Annotated in this window: 15 protein-coding genes and 1 tRNA gene; 13 read left to right on the forward strand and 3 right to left on the reverse strand. The window is 73.1% G+C overall.

Annotated elements, in window-relative coordinates; genetic code table 11:
- The first annotated feature begins 205 nt into the window (after positions 1–205).
- From ACIQRW_RS17350 to ACIQRW_RS17380, 7 genes are all read left to right on the forward strand, one after another.
- Positions 206–1219, forward strand: a complete 1014-nt coding sequence (locus ACIQRW_RS17350; protein WP_403760653.1) for a phosphatase PAP2 family protein — start codon at positions 206–208, stop codon at positions 1217–1219.
- 106 nt (positions 1220–1325) lie between these two features.
- Positions 1326–2333, forward strand: a complete 1008-nt coding sequence (locus ACIQRW_RS17355; protein ID WP_403761051.1) for a hypothetical protein — start codon at positions 1326–1328, stop codon at positions 2331–2333.
- On the forward strand, positions 2324–3943 hold the full coding sequence (locus ACIQRW_RS17360; protein WP_403760656.1) for a hypothetical protein: 1620 nt from the start codon (positions 2324–2326) through the stop codon (positions 3941–3943). Before ACIQRW_RS17355 ends, ACIQRW_RS17360 begins: the two co-directional genes overlap by 10 nt.
- Entirely contained in the window at positions 3940–5274 is a 1335-nt protein-coding gene (locus tag ACIQRW_RS17365) for an AAA domain-containing protein (protein ID WP_403760659.1), read from the forward strand. Before ACIQRW_RS17360 ends, ACIQRW_RS17365 begins: the two co-directional genes overlap by 4 nt.
- Before the next feature lie 142 nt (positions 5275–5416).
- A complete protein-coding gene (locus ACIQRW_RS17370) occupies positions 5417–5758 on the forward strand; it encodes a hypothetical protein (protein ID WP_097867676.1) in 342 nt (113 codons plus the stop codon).
- Positions 5759–6076: 318 nt separating this feature from the next.
- A complete protein-coding gene (locus tag ACIQRW_RS17375) occupies positions 6077–6772 on the forward strand; it encodes a bifunctional DNA primase/polymerase (RefSeq protein WP_403760662.1) in 696 nt (231 codons plus the stop codon).
- A tRNA-Lys gene (locus ACIQRW_RS17380) sits at positions 6763–6836 on the forward strand. Before ACIQRW_RS17375 ends, ACIQRW_RS17380 begins: the two co-directional genes overlap by 10 nt.
- Positions 6837–6878: 42 nt before the next feature.
- Here ACIQRW_RS17380 and ACIQRW_RS17385 read toward each other — a convergent pair.
- Complete coding sequence (locus tag ACIQRW_RS17385) at positions 6879–8168, reverse strand: M6 family metalloprotease domain-containing protein (RefSeq protein ID WP_403761054.1); 1290 nt, start codon at positions 8166–8168, stop codon at positions 6879–6881.
- 386 nt (positions 8169–8554) lie between these two features.
- On the opposite strand from ACIQRW_RS17385, the gene ACIQRW_RS17390 reads away from it, so the two are divergent.
- The gene (locus tag ACIQRW_RS17390) at positions 8555–10630 is read left to right on the forward strand and encodes an EAL domain-containing protein (RefSeq protein WP_403760665.1); all 2076 of its coding nucleotides are present in this window, start codon (positions 8555–8557) and stop codon (positions 10628–10630) included.
- 63 nt (positions 10631–10693) lie between these two features.
- On the opposite strand, the gene ACIQRW_RS17395 is transcribed toward ACIQRW_RS17390, so the two are convergent.
- Together ACIQRW_RS17395 and ACIQRW_RS17400 are read right to left on the reverse strand one after the other, a co-directional pair.
- Positions 10694–11860: an LLM class flavin-dependent oxidoreductase gene (locus tag ACIQRW_RS17395; protein WP_403760667.1), complete on the reverse strand. Its 1167-nt coding sequence runs from the start codon at positions 11858–11860 to the stop codon at positions 10694–10696.
- A 122-nt stretch (positions 11861–11982) separates the two neighbouring features.
- Positions 11983–12747 carry a decarboxylase gene (locus ACIQRW_RS17400; RefSeq protein ID WP_403760670.1) on the reverse strand — a complete coding sequence of 255 codons (765 nt, stop codon included), beginning with the start codon at positions 12745–12747 and terminating at the stop codon, positions 11983–11985.
- Positions 12748–12991: 244 nt separating this feature from the next.
- Between ACIQRW_RS17400 and ACIQRW_RS17405 the strand changes: the two genes are divergently transcribed.
- The 5 genes from ACIQRW_RS17405 (at position 12992) to ehuA (ending at position 17331) form a co-directional block, all read left to right on the forward strand.
- Positions 12992–13966 (forward strand): NAD(P)-dependent oxidoreductase, encoded by a 975-nt coding sequence (locus ACIQRW_RS17405; protein WP_403760672.1) that lies wholly within the window; start codon positions 12992–12994, stop codon positions 13964–13966.
- A gap of 227 nt (positions 13967–14193) precedes the next feature.
- Complete coding sequence (gene ehuB, locus ACIQRW_RS17410) at positions 14194–15096, forward strand: ectoine/hydroxyectoine ABC transporter substrate-binding protein EhuB (protein ID WP_361876010.1); 903 nt, start codon at positions 14194–14196, stop codon at positions 15094–15096.
- An 18-nt stretch (positions 15097–15114) separates the two neighbouring features.
- Positions 15115–15846, forward strand: coding sequence for an ectoine/hydroxyectoine ABC transporter permease subunit EhuC (gene ehuC, locus ACIQRW_RS17415; RefSeq protein ID WP_403760676.1), 732 nt, complete (start codon positions 15115–15117; stop codon positions 15844–15846).
- Positions 15843–16484, forward strand: a complete 642-nt coding sequence (ehuD, locus tag ACIQRW_RS17420) for an ectoine/hydroxyectoine ABC transporter permease subunit EhuD (RefSeq protein ID WP_403760679.1) — start codon at positions 15843–15845, stop codon at positions 16482–16484. The genes ehuC and ehuD overlap by 4 nt, the downstream gene beginning before the upstream one ends.
- Complete coding sequence (gene ehuA / locus ACIQRW_RS17425; RefSeq protein WP_403760682.1) at positions 16474–17331, forward strand: ectoine/hydroxyectoine ABC transporter ATP-binding protein EhuA; 858 nt, start codon at positions 16474–16476, stop codon at positions 17329–17331. The genes ehuD and ehuA overlap by 11 nt, the downstream gene beginning before the upstream one ends.
- Positions 17332–17405 lie beyond the last annotated feature (74 nt).

Genomic DNA, 17405 nt, shown 5'->3' on the forward strand with positions numbered 1-17405 from the left:
TCATCCCGTACCGGCCCGGCAGGCAACCTCCCGGGCCGTGCGGGCGTCCCACCCTGAGCAGCGCCCCGGCCGAGAGTTCGGACCAGGGCGGGGACCGCTGCGTACGGGATGTCCGGCAGGGGACCCCCGGGGGAGACGGCGGCATGGTGCCGCCGTACGGTTGAACGTTCGTCGTCGGCCGCATGAACATGGGGAGAGCTACCGGATGCCGCACGCCACCGCGCCGCCCGCGACCGGTCATCGGCCCCGCTGGTGGACGGAGCTGCCACTGATCGCGGTGGTGTACGCGCTGTATTCGGTGGGCCGGCTCCTGGTGCGGGGCGACGTGTCGACGGCGGTCGACCACGGCCTGGCGATCCTGCGGCTGGAACAGGCGCTGTACCTCAACGCCGAGCACCCGCTGAACCGTCTCTTCACCAGCACCCCGGCGCTCGGGATACCCGCCGACTTCGCTTACGCGTCCCTGCACTACATGGTCACCCCGGCCGTCCTCATATGGATGTTCCGGCGCAGGTCGGCCGCGTACCGGGCGGCCCGGGTCTGGCTGATGAACTCCACGCTGCTGGGGCTGGTCGGCTTCACGCTGATGCCGACCTGTCCGCCCCGGTTGCTGGACGCGAGCCACGGCTTCGTCGACACGATGGCGCAGTACAGCGCGTACGGCTGGTGGGGCGAGGGGGCGAGCGCCCCGCGCGGGCTGAGCGGGATGACCAACCAGTACGCGGCGATGCCCAGCCTGCACGTCGGGTGGTCCCTCTGGTGCGGGATCCTGCTGTGGCGGCACGGCCGGCACCCCCTCGTACGGGCGGCGGGCATCGCCTATCCGCTGATCACCACGATCATCGTGATGGGCACCGCCAACCACTACTTCCTGGACGCCGTCGCGGGCGCCGCGGTGATGGGCGTCGGAGCCCTGCTGGTCAGGCCCGTCATACGGGTCGCCGACCGGTTCAAGGCGTGGGGCGCGGCGCGGTTCACCGGGCCGGCCGCCGTCGTGTTCGCAGGCCGCGGCGAGGGCGGCCGGAGCACCGTCGCCGGATCCGTATCCGCGGGCGGGCCCCCGAATGTCAGTACCGGATGCAAGACTTCCCCGGGTGAGCGAATCCCCGGCCAGCGGACCACCTCCGCAGATCCCCCCGGCACGGCAGTCAGCGGCACAACAGCCGGCGACGACGCCGACGCGGCCGCGAGCGACGACGCTCCGGCAGCGGCTCGCTGAGCTGCGCGGCCCGTCCGTCCAACCGCACCCGCTCGACGCGAGAGCCCTGGCCGCCCTCGCCGCCAATCCCGGCTGCAAGCGGCGGGCCCTGCTCGACGGCGCCGGGGTGGACAAGGGCGTGCTGGCCACCGCGCTCGGCTCCCCCGCCCCCTTCGGGCAGTCCCAGTTCGCCTTCATGCGGGGCAACGCGTTCGAGGCGAAGGTCAAGGCCGACGGCGGGGCGGAGCTGCTGCGCCTGCTGTACGAGCGGCTCGGCGGCGGCGCGCGGCCACCGGCCGGGGACGCCGCCACGCCCGATCTGAGCGCCGCCGGTCCCGAGGGCCGTGCCGCGCGCACCGCACTCGCGCTGCGCGAGGCCACGGCGGCGGGCGGCTGGGCGCTGCTGGACCACCCGATGCTGGCCCTGGAGGTGGCGGGCTCCCCCGCCTATCTGGAGCCCGACGCGGTCGTGGTGCACCCCGACGGCCGGTGGACGGTGGTCGAGATCAAGTCGTTTCCCATGATCGACGCGTCGGCCGACCCGTCGAAGGTCGGCGCCGCCGCCCGGCAGGCCGCGGTGTACGTGCTGGCGCTGGAGCGGGTCGCGGCGGTCACCGAGGGCGCGGAGGTCGGGCACCGGGTGCTGCTGGTCTGCCCCAAGGACTTCTCGAACCTGCCGACCGCCTCCGTCGTGGACGTACGCAAGCAGCGCGCCGTGACCCGCCGCCAGCTGACCCGGCTGACGCGTGTCGAGGACATCGCGGCGGGGCTGCCGGAGGGGACGACGTTCGATCCGGCGTGCCCGCCCGAGGAGCTGGACGCCGCCGTGGCGGCGGTGCCCCCGGCCTACGCCCCGGAGTGCCTGGCCGCCTGCGAGCTGGCCTTCCACTGCCGGGCCAGGTCCCGGGCCGAGGGGGCCGTGGAGACGCTGGGCCGCAGTGTGCGCGGTGAGCTGGGCGGGCTGACCACGGTGGCCGGGGTGCTGGCCGCCGCCGCGGGCAAGGAGGGCGATCCCGCCGATCCGACGGTCGCCGCGCTGCGCCGGGCCGCCGCCCTGCGCGCCGAGGCGCTGGAGAGCGCCTCCGCCGCACGCGCCGGGGCCGTCGCGCCGGAGGGTGCGGCCGCATGTCGCTGATCACCACCCTGGCCCGGCTGGAGGCCGTCGACACCGGCCGCGCCCAGCCGCTGGCGACCGTCCGGCACCGTCATCTCACCGACCGGCCGCTCGTGCTGGTGCCGCTGACCACCGCCGGTGAGGCCGGGGCCCCGCTCGGGGCGCTGGTGGGCACGGACCGGGAGGCGCCCAGGCTGCTGGCCGTCGCCCAGCCCCGCGACCGGGACCTGCGGTTCACGTTCCTGGCCGAGCTGGCGGAGGCGGTCCTCCCGCACATCGAGGCGTACGCGGACGTCGTCGAGCCCGCCGAGCGCAAGGAGACGGACCCGGCGACCGGCAAGAAGACCAAGGTCGAGGTCGAGCTGTGCACGGACGCCGCGCAGCTGATCGTGCCGAGCCGGGCGGGCGTCGAGTTCGTCCGGCTGCTGGGCCGGTCCATGCGGTTCCGGCGCACCGCCGAGGACGATCCGGACACCCCGTATCCGGCCCCGGCGCGGGTACCGCTGCTCGGCCGCTGGCTGACGCACTACGGGGAGCGGGCCCGGGTGCCCGGCTCCTCGCTGCTGCCCGCCGTCACGGATCTGCTGAACCGGCACTGGGCGACCGGGCAGAGCAGTCTGGAGGACCAGCACCTGGGCGCGCTGCTGGCCTGGATCGACCCGCCGGCCGGCTCCTCGGGGGCCGAGGCCGCGCTCCGGGCCGAGCTGGCCCGGGACGGGGACGGCCAGTTGCTGTGTCCGCCGGCGGGTCCGGCCACCGACCCGGACTTCGACAACCGCCTCCTCGCCCCGGCGATCGAGCGGTACGACCGGGCGCGCACGGCGCTCGCGTCTGCCGAGGACGGGCTCGCCGCCGATGCCCGCCTCGGTGAGCTGAGCGCCGCCGAGCGGGAGATCCGCTCGCTGCTGGCGCGGGTCATGCTGCCGACCTGGGACGCGGTCTGGCGGGGTCTCGACCTGCTGCGGGAGCTGCCCGAGGGGTCCCGGGCCGAGGACCGCTGGACCCGGGACCGGTGGTCGTTCACCGCGCACCGGGACCGGGTGCGCTCGGGCGAGCCGCCGCAGCCGCGCCGCGACGACGCGGTGACGGCGGCCCAGAAGCTGGCCTCCCGGGAGACCGCCCAGGCCCAGCTGGAGGCGCAGGAGGCGCTGGACGATCCGCTGGTGCTGGCGGGGCGGCGGCTGGCGGGCGAGGCGTTCCTCGCCACGGTGTCCGAGGTGGAGATGGCGTACACCGAGTCCAAGCTGCCCTCCCCGCGCCCGCTGGTCACCGTCCGCACGGACGAGCGTCCGCACCTGGGCGAGCGGACGAAGGTCTACCGCTCGCTGGAGGGCAAGCCGCAGACGGCGGAGTTCGTGCGGTACGCGGACGGGCCCCCGGCCGACGACGGTGAGGTTCCGCTGGTGCTGCGGGTCCTGGACCGGATGGGCCGGGGCAAGGAGCCCGCGCCCGGTTCGGTGCCGGAGCCCGGGGAGCGGATCGCCTGGACCCTGTTCGAGCACGACCAGCGGGGCGGCCCGAAGCTTCCGGACCCGGAGGAGACGCCGTGGACCCACGGCGGCCCGCCGGGCGCGGACGCCGCGACCCGCGCGGAGCATCCCGACCCCGTGACCCCGGAGGACCTGCTGTGAGGACCGTCTTCGACCCGGGCGCGGAGGCGGCGCGCGCGACCGGCGCGATCCTCGACGACACCCTCCGCGGCAGCGCCCGGGGCATCGTCGTGGACTCGCCCCCCGGCGCCGGGAAGTCGACGCTGGTGGTCCGGGCGGCCCTGGAGCTGGCCGCCGCCGGGCATCCGCTGATGGTGATCGCGCAGACCAACGCCCAGGTCGACGACCTGGTGGTGCGGCTCGCGGAGAAGGACCCGGAGCTGCCGGTCGGCCGGCTCCACAGCAGCGACTCCGACCCGTACGACAAGGTCCTGGACGGGCTCGCCAACGTCACGAAGTCGGCGAAGGCCGCGGATCTGGCCGGGCTCGACGTGGTGATCTCGACGGCCGCCAAGTGGGCGCACGTGAAGAACGTGGAGCCGTGGGGGCACGCGATCGTCGACGAGGCGTACCAGATGCGCTCGGACGCGCTGCTGGCCGTGGCCGGGCTGTTCGAGCGGGCGTTGTTCGTCGGGGACCCGGGCCAGCTGGACCCGTTCTCGATCGTCGGCGCCGACCAGTGGGCGGGACTGAGCTACGACCCGTCCGCGAGCGCGGTGTCCACGCTGCTCGCGCACAATCCGGAGCTGCCGCAGCACCGGCTGCCGGTGTCGTGGCGGCTCCCGGCGTCGGCGGCCCCGCTGGTGTCGGACGCGTTCTACCCGTACACGCCCTTCCGCAGCGGTACGGACCACGGGGACCGGAAGCTCTCCTTCGGGGTGGCGTCGGACGGTTCGGGGCCCGACCGGGTGCTGGACGAGGCGGCGGAGTCCGGGTGGGGCCTGCTGGAGCTGCCCGCCCGGCACACCCCGCGCACCGATCCCGAGGCAGTACGGGCGGTGGCACTGGTGGTCCGGCGGCTGCTGGACCGGGGCGGGGTCGCGACGAGCGAGCGGGCCGAGGAGCCGGTGCCGGTGACGGCGGACCGGGTGGCGGTCGGCACGGCCCACCGGGACCAGGCGGCGGCGGTGCGGGCGGCCCTCACGGAGCTGGGCGTCACGGGGGTGGCGGTGGACACGGCCAACCGCCTCCAGGGCCGCGAATTCGACGTCACGGTGGTGCTGCACCCGCTGTCGGGGCGGCCCGACGCGACCGCGTTCCACCTGGAGACGGGCCGCCTGTGCGTGCTGGCCTCGCGGCACCGGCACGCCTGCATCGTGGTGTGCCGGGAGGGGGTGGCGGACCTGTTGGACGAGCACCCGTCCACGGAGCCGGTCCAGCTGGGCGTCACGGTGAAGTTCCCCGACGGCTGGGAGGCGAACCACGCGGTGCTGGCCCACCTCTCGGAACGCCGGGTCCGGTGGCGGCCCTGAGCCGGGGACGCGTGCCGCTCCGCGTGGGAGGCGCACCCCCGCGCCCCCGCCGCACGCCCCGGCACCCTTGCGCGGGGTTGGACAATGGAGGGTGGCCGTCCGGATCTTCCGGTCATCAGGTCGTCCGAGGGAGGAACACCACATGACACAGTCCGAGCGGAACGAACGGCAGCGGCTGCGCCCCGCGCCGCTGCTTTTCGAGCCGTCTCAGGCCACGGCGGATCCGGAGCACTTCTTCGACCTGGAGTCGGTGGAGGACCCCCGTGAGCTGCTGGCCCGTGCGACCGAGCTGACGCAGGCCTTCCGGGCGGCGACGGACCGGTCGGTGGAGTTCCAGGCGATGGCGGCGGCCCAGCTCGCCGACCCGCGCCGGTTCGACCGGCTGACCGCGGCGGACGTCGCGGAGCGCGCGGAGTGGACCGAGGACTACGCGAAGAAGATGATCGAGTTCGGCCGCTCCCTGCTGGACGCGCCCAGAGCCTGACCCACGTGGCCCATGGCCGGAGGCCCGTTACCCGTGCGCCCGTGGCCCGAGGCTCATCACTCATACCCCGTGCCCCATGGGGCCCACAAGGCCGCTGGTGGCGGTGGGACCTGTGGTGCCGATGTGACCTGTGGGGCGGACAGGGCCGGTGAGGCGGGCGGGGCTGGTGGGACGGATGGGGCGGATGCCGGTGCGCCAGGCCGGGGGTCAGGTCCCGTGGCATATTCCGGCGGGCAAGATACCCCTCCCCCTCCCGGCCTGTCCCGGTTTCCGGCAACTCTCGGAATCCTTTCCGTCACTCCCGGTAGACCTTGCTGCATGAGCGCATGGCTGAAAGACGAAACGACCCTGCAAGCCGGTGCCGCCCCGCACCACGGCGTCGACATCTTCGCCCTGCTGCGGGACCAGTCCGGCCCCCAGGCCGCACAGGTCACGGCGGCCGGCGCCGCCTGGCTGGCGGGGGCCGCCCCCTATCCGCGCAGCACGCTCGCCCACTGGGAGGAGCGCCCCAAGGCCCCCGGAGTACTCCCCTGCGGTTCCGCTTTCGACGTCGTGAACGTGCCGGCGCTGTTCGGGCGGCGGATGCTGGAGCAGCTCTGGGCCGAGGGGCCCGGCTCCGGCCCGGTCGCCACGCACCGGGGCCGGATGCTGCTGTTCGCCGCCCCCGGAACGGCCCAGCGGCTGCCCTCGCTGCTCGCCTGGGAGGAGTGGGGAACCAGCGGTTCCGGAGGCGCCGGAGACTCCGGGAAGCAGCGCGGCACGGTGCCGCCCCTGCTCTGTCACGGCACCGGAGACGCCGTGACCGTACCGCCGCTGACCTGCGCGTCGTCCGAGAGTGGGCCGCGTTGGGTGGTCGCCCCCGACACCCGTAATCCCTGGCTCCCGGGCCCCGATGTGCTGCTCTGGGCGTGTGTGCGGGTGAGCCGGTCCGCGGCGTCCCCGGGTGCCGCACATTCGATTTTTCCTCGGGCGGATCAGGGTGCTAATGTCTACGACGTCACCAGGCGCCGTTAGCTCAGTTGGTTAGAGCAGCTGACTCTTAATCAGCGGGTCCGGGGTTCGAGTCCCTGACGGCGCACAGACGGAAGAAGCCCCCCGCGGAAGCGGGGGGCTTCTTCGTTCACCCGTGTGCGGCGAGCTCCTCCCCGGGGCTCTCCGCGGGGCTGTTCCGGACGCCGGTGGTGATCCGGACGGTCCAGGAACCGGACGGGGTGCGGTCGGCGACCTCGACGCGGGTGTCGTCGCCCGGCACGGTGAAGGTCTCCCCGACGGCGAGCGGGGCGTCGGCCAGCGGCGGGTAGACCGAGCGGTCCCAGCAGGCCCCGGTGTCCGGGTGGGTGTCGACCACCTCGACGGGCCCGCCGCCCGAGGCCGTCTCGCTGCGGACGCGGTAGATCAGGATGCCCTCGGCGCAGGTGTCCCGGTCGTTCCCGGTGGCGCTGCGGGCCTCGATGGCCAGGACACTGCCGGCACCGGTGCGGACGACGGCGAGCCGGGTCCCGATCGACCCGCCGGGGACCGGGGCGGCGGCGACCGGTTCGAGGGTGAGGTCGGCCGAGCCCTGGACACAGACGACCTGGCGTCCGCCGAGCCAGCCGAGCTTCCACTTGTGCCAGCCGAACAGGTCCGGGGCGAGGCCGAACTGGCTGCCCATGACGTCCCAGTCGCCGACATGCGTGTCCCAGTCGCCCTTGCCGTCGGTGGGCCGGTGGTAGAGGTCCGCGAGGTCGAAGACGTGTCCGGTCTCGTGGGCGAGGACGTTGCGGTCGGGCGGGTGCTGTTCGAAGACGGTGACGACGCGCCGGATGTCGCTGTCGTCGGCGCGCAGCGGCCGGTCGAAGTTGACGACCTTGGTGGCGTCGGAGTCGACGCCGGGGGCGTCCGGGTCGGCAACCAGATAGACGACGTCGTACCGGGAGAAGTCCACGTCCGGGTCGGCGGCGTCGATGGCGTCGCGCAGGTAGGCGGTCCGCCGCTCGGCGTTCCAGTCACGCTCTATGCCGTACCAGGTGGAGTCGCGCGGCATCTGCGTCCAGGTCCGCTGCGGATGGGGGCGCAGGGTGAACCGGCCATAACTGGCGCGCTCGAAGAAGCGGGTCGTGGCGGGGAAGTGGTCGGCGGTGAGCGCCTCGGGGGTGAGCGCGGGCCGGGAGTCCGGGAAGGACAGGAAGATCATGACCGCGTCGAGCCCCCGGTCGGGGCGCGGGTACGCCGCGTTCCAGGTGTTCAGGCCGAGCGAGTGGTGCGCCGCCGTCCGGGGCAGGGCGCAGGGGGTGGCGTCCTCCATGGCGGCCGCGGCGGGGCCCGCGACGAGGGACGTGGCGGCGAGCGCCAGGAGGGAGGTGGCGGCGGCGGCCAGACTGCGCAGCGGCGGCCGTTCCGCTCCCCCGGGTCCGCGACGGCACGGCACATCGACCTCCGGGTGGGGAAACACGGTCCATCCCGTCCACCCTGTGCCGCTTCACCACGCCACGCCCTGTTGTGCTGCCCCACACGGGTCAGCGACCAAAAGCGCCGCCCACACCTTCACGGAACGTCACCGTCGACCATCTAGGCCATCCGATGAAACAGATCCGCACAGAAATGATCAGGATCGGGCAAAGCGGAACGACTACTCCCGTCACCTCGCGGACCCGCGCGATGGCCCGGACCGGACGGTGAGCTGGAACGGCCGACGCGGCACCCTCTATGCTTCACCACGCTTTCCCGCGTGGAATGGGCCCGTTCACGGGACCGCCACCCGGTGGCCAGTCCGACCCCACCAGTTCACGACGACCTTCACAGCGGGAGCGAGCGGTGAGCGGAACCTCCGAAGGGCCGAGCGCCCCGGCAGGCACGGCCTCCGGCGTGCCCCCCGCGCCGGTCACGGAGCGTCATACGACGGCGATGGACCCCACGGTCATGGACCCAACGGTCCTGGACCCACCGACCACGAACCCAACGGTCACGGAACCACCGGTCACGGGCCCGGCGGTCACGGGCCCGGCGGTCCCGGAACCAACGGTCACGGAACCAACGGTCACGGGCCCACCGACCACGAACCCAGCGGTCACGGGCCCGGCGCCCGGGGACCCGGGCTCCGCGGCCCCGCCCCCCGCCGACGGCGGTCCCACCGCCTCCGAACTGCGCGACTACCGGGCCGCCTTCAACGCCGCCACGCTCCCCATGGGCGTCGTCGACGGCCGGGGCCACGTCGTACGGGCCAACGAGGCGCTCGGCGGGCTCCTGGGCACCGCGGCGGCGGTCCTCGCCGGGCGGCAGGCGAGCGAGCTGCTCGACCTCGCGTCCGACGACCGCACCTGGCACGCCTATCGCGAGGTCCTGCTGGGCCGCCGCTCCCGGTTCCGCTGCACCCGCCGCCTCAAGCACCCCGACGGGCGCTCCCTGTGGGCCGAGATCACCGTCGTGCCGATGACCGGAGCGTCGGCGGCGGAGCCGGCCCGGGTCCTGCTGACGGTCGCGGACGTCAGCGACCGGCGGGAGCTCCAGGAGCGGCTGCGCCACCTCCAGATGCACGACCCGGTGACCCGGCTGCCCAACCGGACGCTGTTCTTCGAGCGCCTCGCCTCGGCCCTGGAGACCCCGCCGTACCAGGACGACTCCATGCCGCCGCGGCAGCACGCCCGGATCGGGCTCTGCTACCTGGATCTGGACGGCTTCAAGGCGATCAACGACACCCTGGGGCACCGGACCGGGGACCGGCTGCTGGCCGCCGTCGCCGCGCGGCTCACCGACTGCGCCGAGAACGACGCCTCCCGCAACCCCGGCGGCAGCCGGCTGGTGGCGCGCCTGGGCGGCGACGAGTTCGCGATCCTGGTCGAGGACTCGGCGGGCACGGAGGAACTCGCCGAGCTGGCCCGCTCGGTCCTCGCCGCGCTCCAGCAGCCGTTCGACCTCGCCGGACAGCGACTTTCGGTCTCCGCGTCGATCGGGGTGGTCGAAAGGGCGGCGGCCGGCACCTCGCCCACCGGTCTGATGCAGGCCGCCGACACCACGCTGTACTGGGCGAAGGCGGACGGCAAGGCCCGCTGGACCCTGTTCGACCCCGAGCGCAACGCCCACCGCATGACCCGGCAGTCCCTCTCCTCCACGCTCCGGCCCGCCGTGGAGCGGGGCGAGTTCACGCTGGAGTACCAGCCGCTGGTCGGGATGGCGGACGGGGTGCTGCGCGGCGTCGAGGCGCTGGTGCGCTGGAACCATCCGCAGTTCGGCGTGCTGCCGCCGAATCGGTTCGTCCAGATCGCCGAGGAGGACGGTTCGATCGTCCAGCTCGGCCGGTGGGTGCTGCGCACCGCGTGCCGGCAGGCGCGGCGCTGGCAGCTGGACCACCCGGACGAGCCGCCGCTGTTCATCAGCGTCAACGTCGCCGTACGGCAGGTCTGGGACTCCGACCTGGTCGCCGACGTGGACCGGATCCTGGCCGAGACCGGGCTGGCCCCGGGGCTGCTCCAGCTGGAGCTGACCGAGTCGGCGGTGATGGGTTCGGGCGGCCGCCCGCTGCGGGCGCTCCAGGCGCTGAGCGACATGGGCGTACGGATCGCCATCGACGACTTCGGGACCGGCTATTCGAACCTCGCCTACCTCAGCAGGCTGCCCGTCTCCGTGCTGAAGCTGGACGGGGCCTTCGTGAAGGGCTTCCGGTACGAGGACGGTACGCATCCGAGCCCGGCCGACGAGACGATCGTGGAGGCCATGGTGCAGCTGGCGCACCGCCTGGGCCTGACCGTCACCGCGGAGTGCGTGGAGACGGCCGGACAGGCGGAGCGGCTGCGGCGGATCGGCTGCGACACCGGGCAGGGGTGGCTGTACTCGCGGGCCGTGGCGCCGGAGCAGATCGCCGGGCTGATCGGGTCCCGGCCGCTGGAGGGCTGAGCGTGACCGGTCGGATCCCGGCCACTGGAGGGCGGACGCCCCCGGCCGGGACCCCGGGCGCCGCTACGGGGCCGCGGGCAGGCCGTACGCGTCCGCGATCAGGTCGTAGCTGCGCAGCCGGGCCTCGCCGCCGTGCGCGTTGGCGGTGATCATCAGCTCGTCGGCGCCGGTCCGCTTGGCCAGGTCGTCGAGGCCGCCGCGGACCTCGTCGGCGGTGCCGTGGATCACGTTGGCGAGCCAGCCGTCGACGAACTCCCGCTCCATCGGGGAGAAGTCGTACGCCGCCGCCTCCTCGGGGCTGGGAATCAGCCCCGGTCGGCCGGTGCGCAGCCGGACCATGGACAGGGCGCCGGTCAGCACCTGGCGGCGGGCCTCGCGCTCGTCGTCGGCGGCCAGCGCCGAGACCCCGATCACGGCGTACGGGGCGTCCAGCACGGCGGAGGGCCGGAAGGACTCGCGGTACAGGTCGAGCGCGGGGATGGTGTTCTGCGCGGAGAAGTGGTGCGCGAAGGCGAACGGCAGCCCCAGCGTGCCGGCCAGCCGCGCGCTGAAGCCGGAGGAGCCCAGCAGCCAGACGGGCGGCCGGTGCGCGGACTGCACGCCGCCGGGGGCGGTCGCCTGGACCGGGCCCGGCACGGCGTGGATCCGGGCGTACGGGTGCCCGTCGGGGAAGTCGTCGTCCAGGAACCGGATCAGCTCCATGAGCTGCTGCGGGAAGTCTTCGGCCCCTTCGTTGAGCCGGTCGCTGCGGCGCAGAGCCGCCGCCGTCGCGCCGTCGGTGCCCGGGGCCCGGCCCAGGCCCAGGTCGACCCGGCCCGGGGCCATCGCCTCCAGGGTGCCGAACTGCTCGGCGATCACCAGCGGCGCGTGGTTGGGCAGCATGACCCCGCCGGAGCCGAGCCGGATGCGCTCGGTGTGGGCGGCGATGTGCGCCAGGATCACGGCCGGGGAGGACGAGGCGACCCCGGGCATGGAGTGGTGTTCGGCGACCCAGAAGCGGTGGAAGCCTCGGCTCTCGGTGAGCTTCGCGATGTCCACGCTGGTGCGCAGGGCCTGGGTCGCGGTGCGGCCCTGCCCGACGGTGACCAGATCGAGGACGGACAGCGGAACGGCGGCCGTTCCGGCTGCGACGCCCCGGATTCCGTCGGCGTCGGCCGGGCCGCCGCTCGCGCCCCCGGTCACGTCACCCCTCGTGTCGCTGCGGGTCTCGTCGCCTCGGATCTCGTCCACGTGTCGGCCTCTCCCGGTGCTGCTGTCGTACGGCTGCGTATCGGAAGGGTGCAACAGGAGGATGGCTCCGCTTATTCCCGCACATCACCCGGGCGCCGAGTCCCCAAGGCCGGATGCCGAGGCTACTCCCGTACCTCGATGCCTTTCGGCTCCAGCGACCTCAGGACCGGCTCACGGGTGGCGAACAAGGTGCCCAGCAGGGGCGCCCACGTCCGGCGGTCGGCGAGGCGCAGCCCCTCCCACACCGTGACCTGGTTCGCCGTGAGGACGGGCTTGCCGAGCAGTTCCTCCAGCTCGGGGACGTACGCGGCGGTGTGCAGGGAGGTGTCCGGGATCAGCACCACCTCGGCGTCCGGGTGGTCGGCCTCCCGCGCCAGCCCCTTCACCCGCTCCGGGACCCAGGACCCGGCCTCGGCCGAGGAGGCGGCCCCGCCGGACGCGGCGGCCACCACCTCGACGCCCGCCGACGCCAGGAACTCCACGAAGAGTCCGGTGACGCCCTCGGGGTAGGGGGCGGCGACGGCGACCCGGCCGGCGCCCAGCTCCCCCAGCGCGTGGACGAAGCCGATCGAGGTGCTGGAGGCGGGCAGGCCCGCGCTCCGGGCGAGCGTGGCGACCTGCTCGTGGGCGCCCTTCCAGCCCTGCCCGAAGCTGCCGCCGCTGGAGGCCCACAGCAGCGCCTCGGCCCCGGCGAGACGCAGTTCCTCGACGCCCTCGGCGATCCGGGCGGGGGCGCCCTGCTCGCGCAGCGCGTCGGCGCGGTAGGCGTCCTCTCCCGTCTCGGTCGAGAACAGGGGCAGCCGGATGTCGGTGTCGAGCAGGATCTCGGTCCGTGGGAAGTCGTCCTCGGCGGCGTGGCCCGGGTAGAGAAGTCCTACGGTCGTCATGTCCACCCTTCCTGTGCGTCGACGGCTCGCCGCACGGTGGGCGACCCCGCTACGGGTCGCTGCGGGCCGTCCGGACGCTCCGGCGGCCGTGACCGCGCGACCGGTCACTCTTGCCCCGACTTGTTCCCAGTATTCCCCCGAGCGGGCACCGGGGCGCGCGGCCGGGCCTCGTTGACGGAGGGGGAGCCTGCTGCGAGCGTGGGCGGATCCGTACGTCCGTTCCGTCACGGAGGGCTGACCAGCGATGCCGGGTCCCGTCCTGCTCGTCCTCGACGCCGCGCCCTCCCCGCGGCTCGGCCGGCTGACCGGCCGGGTGGACGTGCGGTACGCGGACGCCTCCTCGCTCGCCGGGCTGCTCCCGGCCGCCGACGTCCTGCTCGTGTGGGACCTCGCGTCCGACGCGGTACGGAACGCCTGGCCCGGACCGGGGGCCCGGCCTCGCTGGGTGCACACGGCGAGCGCGGGCGTGGACCGGCTGCTCTGCCCGGAGCTGGTCGCGTCCGACACCGTCCTCACCAACGCGCGGGGCGTTTTCGAGCGGTCGGTCGCGGAGTGCGCGGCGGGTCTGGTGCTGGCCTTCGCCACGGATCTCCCCGGCGTCCTGGAGTGCCGGCGGCAGCGGCGTCCGCACGACCGGGAGGGGCAGCGGGTCGCCGGTTCGCGGGCGCTGGTCGTGGGCGCGGGACCGATCGGCCGGGAGATCACCCGGCTGCTGCACGGCCTGGGGCTCACCGTGGCGCTGGTGGGGCGGACGGCCCGGCGCACGATCCACGGGGTGGCGGCTCTGGACCGGCTGGCCGCGCGGGCGGACTGGGTGATCGCGGCCGTCCCGCTCACGGAGTCGACGCGCGGGATGTTCGACAGCCGGTTCTTCGGGCTGCTCCAGCCGTCGGCACGGTTCATCGGCGCGGGGCGCGCGGCGACGGTGGTCGAGGCCGATCTGGTGGACGCGCTGAACCGCCGCTGGCTCGCGGGGGCGGCGCTCAGCACCTTCCAGGAGGAGACACCGGCCCCCGGGAGCCCGTTGTGGGACGTCCCGGGGCTCGTCCTGACACCGGCCCTGGGCGGGAACACCGCGGGCTGGCGCGACCGGTTGGGCGAGCGTTTCGTGGCGATGTACGAACAGTGGTCGCGCGGCCTGCCGTTGCCGAACACGGTCGACAAGGCCCTCGGTTACGTTCCGTCGACCGACCTCCCCGAGGACGGCCCCGCACACTGACGCGCCGCACGGAGTGACCGGCTTCTCACTGACTCACTGTCATGAAGCCTTCGCCACCGGGGAACACGCCCCGCACACTCCCGGTCGCACTCCGCCTCCTTCGGGCACGGGAAGGTCACCTTCCGGCCACTGTTGGGTTACATGCCTCCGGCTTCCCGCATAGACGTACGGGATCGGGCAGGGGGTCACTCTGTCCGGACTGTTCGACCTCCAGGAGATTGCGAACCATGGCTGAATTCCCGAACCTGTCCCGCCGGGGTTTCCTCAACGGATCGGCGGCCGTGGGCGGCCTCCTCGTCGTTCCCGGCCTCCTCACCGCATGCAGCAAGACCGACTCCGGATCCGCGACCGGCGAGGGCGCCCTGGACAAGCTCCGCAAGCAGGGCTTCGTACGGGTGGCCTACGCGAACGAGGCCCCGTACGGGTATCTGGAGGGCAAGGAGCTCAAGGGCGAGGCCCCGACACTGCACCGGGAGATCTTCAAGGCGCTCGGGGTGGACGAGCTGAAGCCGACGCTCTCCGAGTGGGACGGGCTGATCCCCGGACTCCAGGCCGGGAAGTACGACGTGGTCAGCGCGGGCATGGCCATCACCCCGGAGCGCTGCGGCAACGCCATCTTCTCCGAGCCGGAGTTCATCTCGCCGACCGCGCTGATGGTGAAGAAGGGCAACCCGAAGAAGATCACCGATCTGGCCTCCGCGAAGGAGGCGGGGATCACCGTCGGCGTGATGTCGGGTGCGGTCGAGGGCAGTTACGCCAAGGGCGCCGGCATAGCCGAGGACAAGATCAAGACGCTGCAGAAGCCGCAGGACGGGGCCGACGCCGTCAAGGGCGGCCGGGTCGACGCCTTCCTGCTCACCGGCATCTCGCTCCGCTGGCTGGCGAAGACCAACCCGGACACCGAGGTCACCGAGGCGTTCGTGCCGCAGCTGGACGGCAAGGAGCAGTTCTCCCCCGGCGGGGCGGTCTTCCGCAAGGGCAACGAGGACCTGCGGGACTCCTTCAACCGCGAACTGAAGAAGATCGTGTCGGACCGCTCCCGCTATGTGCAGCTGCTGGAGCCGTACGGGTTCGGGGAGACGGAGATCCCGCCCGCCGACCTGAAGACCGCGGATCTGTGCAAGGGCTGACGGGGCGGACGCGCACGCATGACTGACTTCTTCTCCCTCCTCGTCGAGGAGTTCCCCCGGGTCCGCTCGGGCCTGTGGGTGACGCTCCAGGCCACGGTCCTGGGCGCGCTGCTGGCAGGGGTGCTGGCCTTCGCACTCGGGCTGATGGCGGGCAGCCGGCTGCTCCTGGCCCGCGGGGTCTCCCGGGTGGTCGTGGAGTTCTTCCGGGGCACCTCCCTCTACATCCAGCTGTTCTGGCTCTACTACGCGATGCCGCTGCTGACCGGCTACGAACTGACCCCGGTCGTCTGCGGCGTGGTCGCGTTCGGCCTCAACTTCGGTGCCTACGGGGCAGAAGTGGTGCGGGGCGCGATCAACTCCGTACCGCGCGGGCAGTACGAGGCGGCGATCGCGCTCAACCTGAGCCCGTCCAGGCGGCTGTGGAAGGTGATCCTGCCGCAGGCCTGGGTGCAGATGATCCCGAGCTTCACCAATCTGCTGATCCAGCTGCTGAAGGCGACCCCGCTGCTGTGGCTGATCTCCGCCGCCGATCTGATGACGGTGATCCAGCAGCTGCGCGACCGTACCGGTGAGACCCTCACCGCCTATCTGACCCTGCTGGCCGCCTACTTCGTCCTGGCGTACGCGCTGACGATGCTGATGAATCTGCTGGAGCGGAGCGCCAAGCGGCGGCTCGGCCTGGACACCGGCGCGAAGAGCCTGTTCAGGAGCCGCAGCGCGGCCACGACCGCCGTGGGAGGTACCCGGTGAACGGCTTCGACTGGAACGCCGTCGGGGAGTCCCTGCCGCTCCTCCTGGAGGGGTTCAAGGTCACCCTGCTCGCCACGGTGCTCGGCACCCTCGTGGCGGCCGTGCTGGGACTGGTCGTCGCGATGGCCGGGCGCGCGCCCAGCAGGTTCGTGACGGTCCCGGTGCGGCTCGTCACGGAGTTCGTCCGCTCCACCCCGCTGCTGGTCCAACTGGTGGGAGCAGCCGCCCTGTTCAACACGGTGGAGCCGCTGTACATCGGCATCACCGTGCTGGGCGTCCACTACGCCGCGTACACCTCCGAGGTCTACCGGGCCGGGATCGACGGGGTGCCGAAGGGCCAGTGGGAGGCGTGCCGCGCGCTGTCGCTGTCGCCCCGGCGCACCTGGCAGGCCGTGATCCTGCCGCAGGCGGTGCGCAACGTGCTGCCCGCGCTCGGGAACTACGCGATCTCGATGTTCAAGGAGACGCCGTTCCTCGCCGTGATCACGGTGCAGGAGATGGTCTTCGAGGCCCGGAAGTACGGGGCCGAGCAGTTCGCGTACACCGAGGTGTTCACCCTCGCCGGCCTGATCTTCCTGGTCGCGAGCTACCCCACGTCGCTGTTGATGAGAAAGCTGGAGAAGCGCCTTGGCCACTGAACCCCTCCCCCTGAAGAAGACGGAGTCGCCGGGGCCGGCCGCAGCTCCCGAGGACGCCGCCCCGGCCGCCGCGCGCACGGGCGAGCCGCTGGTGCGGTTCGACAAGGTGGTGAAGCGCTACGGCGACCATGTGGTCCTGGACGAGCTGGACTTCACCGTGGACCGCGGCGAGCACGTCACCCTGATCGGGCCCAGCGGCTCGGGCAAGACCACGATCCTGCGGCTGCTGATGACGCTGGAGAAGGTCAGCGACGGGGTGATCTGGGTCAACGGCTCACCGCTGACCCACGTACGGGCCCCGGACGGTTCGCTGAAGCCCGCGGGCGAGAAGCAGCTGCGCGAGTCCCGGAAGAAGATCGGGATGGTCTTCCAGCAGTTCAACCTCTTCCCGAACATGAAGGTGATCGAGAACATCACCGAGGCCCCGGTCAGCGTGCTCGGCAAGAGCCGCGAGGAGGCCGAGGTGCGGGCCCGGGAACTGCTGGACCTGGTCGGCCTCTCCGCCAAGGTCGACGCCCATCCCTCGCAGCTCTCCGGCGGCCAGCAGCAGCGGGTCGCCATCGCCCGAGCCCTGGCCATGGAGCCGGAGATCCTGCTCCTGGACGAGGTGACGTCGGCGCTCGACCCGGAGCTGGTGGCGGGCGTGCTGGAGCTGCTGGGGGACATCGCCCGGAACACCGACATCACCATGCTCTGCGTGACCCACGAGATGAACTTCGCCCGGGATGTCTCGGAGAAGGTGCTGATGTTCGACGCGGGGCGGGTCGTGGAGGCCGGATCCCCGGAAAAAATCTTCTCCGATCCGTCACACGAACGTACGCGCGAGTTCCTCAACGCGGTGCTGTGACCTCGCAGTTGCGGTTCCGCCCATGACGTTGGCATATGCCAGACGGGTGCGCCCCAGTTGACAGCTCCGGGGCG

Origin of the sequence: Streptomyces sp. NPDC091287, from assembly GCF_044768525.1 — a bacterium.
GTDB lineage: Bacteria > Actinomycetota > Actinomycetes > Streptomycetales > Streptomycetaceae > Streptomyces.

Coding starts and splice junctions, on each gene's coding strand:
- ACIQRW_RS17350 (WP_403760653.1), top strand. CDS start 206: ATGCCGCACGCCACCGCGCCGCCCGCGACCGGTCATCGGCCCCGCTGG.
- ACIQRW_RS17360 (WP_403760656.1), top strand. CDS start 2,324: ATGTCGCTGATCACCACCCTGGCCCGGCTGGAGGCCGTCGACACCGGC.
- ACIQRW_RS17370 (WP_097867676.1), top strand. CDS start 5,417: ATGACACAGTCCGAGCGGAACGAACGGCAGCGGCTGCGCCCCGCGCCG.
- ACIQRW_RS17375 (WP_403760662.1), top strand. CDS start 6,077: ATGAGCGCATGGCTGAAAGACGAAACGACCCTGCAAGCCGGTGCCGCC.
- ACIQRW_RS17400 (WP_403760670.1), bottom strand. CDS start 12,747: ATGACGACCGTAGGACTTCTCTACCCGGGCCACGCCGCCGAGGACGAC.
- ACIQRW_RS17405 (WP_403760672.1), top strand. CDS start 12,992: ATGCCGGGTCCCGTCCTGCTCGTCCTCGACGCCGCGCCCTCCCCGCGG.
- ehuB (WP_361876010.1), top strand. CDS start 14,194: ATGGCTGAATTCCCGAACCTGTCCCGCCGGGGTTTCCTCAACGGATCG.
- ehuC (WP_403760676.1), top strand. CDS start 15,115: ATGACTGACTTCTTCTCCCTCCTCGTCGAGGAGTTCCCCCGGGTCCGC.